Here is a 1,135-nt window from a genome sequence, read left to right on the forward strand (position 1 = left end):
CAGCCGGTGAAGGTGATCGGCTGTCATGCCAGAATGATGCCATGTCTTCGACATCGCCCGGCGCCGGGCGTTCCAACGGCCCGAAGCCCGATCGAAAGCCTGTCCCGCTGCCGGGGGGTCCCGCAGAGCGGGTGAGCATGCCGGTGCGGGTCGCCGCCGCATGGTCATGGCGGTTGATTATCATCCTGACAGCCGCGGGGCTGTTGGGCTACCTGCTCTCGACGCTCACAGTGGTCATCATTCCGGTTCTCATCGCGGGCCTGCTGGCCGGCCTGCTTTTTCCCCTGGTGAGGTGGCTGCGCAGCAAACACATACCCAATAGCTTCGCTGCACCGATCGTCCTGCTGGGCCTGATCGGCTTCGTGGTGGGGTTGCTGGTGGTGGCGGGGCGGCAGATCGTGTACGGCTTCGAGCAGTTGTCGGACAGTGTGGTGGACGGTACCCGGCAACTGCTGGGCTGGCTCGAAGATGGGCCGCTCGGCCTCAGCGCGGACAGTATTGACGACTGGATCAACGACGTGGGCGCCACAATCCAGAACAACAGTGAGGCCATCTTGTCCGGGGCCGTGTCCTTCGGCTCTACCGCAGGCAGCATCGTCACCGGCCTTGTGATTCTGCTCTTCACCCTGCTGTTCTTCCTCCTGGACGGGGAGCGGATCTGGCTGTTCCTGGTCCGCCTGTTTCCCCAAGGCGCCCAACCGGCACTTAATGGAGCAGGCCGGCACGGCTGGACCGCCCTCGTGCAGTACGCCCGGGCCCAAAGCCTGGTAGCCGCCGTCGACGCCGTGGGGATCGGACTTGGCGCGGCCCTCCTGGGGGTGCCCCTGGCCCTGCCGATCGGCATCCTTGTGTTCCTAGGCTCGTTCATTCCCATCGTCGGGGCGGTCGTCACCGGTGCAATGGCGGTGTTGGTGGCGCTGGTCGCCAACGGGACGACGACAGCGTTGCTGATGCTCGCGGTGGTGCTGCTCGTCCAGCAACTCGAGAGCAATATCCTGCAGCCGCTGCTCCTAGGCAAAGCCGTGTCCCTGCACCCGCTGGCAGTGTTCCTCTCAGTGGCCGCCGGCTCCATCCTCTTCGGCATCGCCGGTGCCCTGTTCGCCGTGCCGGTCGTCGCGTTCTTCAACAGCCTCGT

Annotated in this window: 1 protein-coding gene; it reads left to right on the forward strand. The window is 65.4% G+C overall.

What is annotated here, in order from left to right; all coding sequences use genetic code 11:
• Nucleotides 1–137: 137 nt before the first annotated feature.
• Nucleotides 138–1,135, forward strand: a 998-nt coding sequence (locus tag AC4D2R_RS18010; RefSeq protein ID WP_490941471.1) for an AI-2E family transporter, incomplete at its 3' end; no start/stop codon positions are given.

It is taken from the genome of Arthrobacter sp. TJ-217 (genome assembly GCF_058269255.1).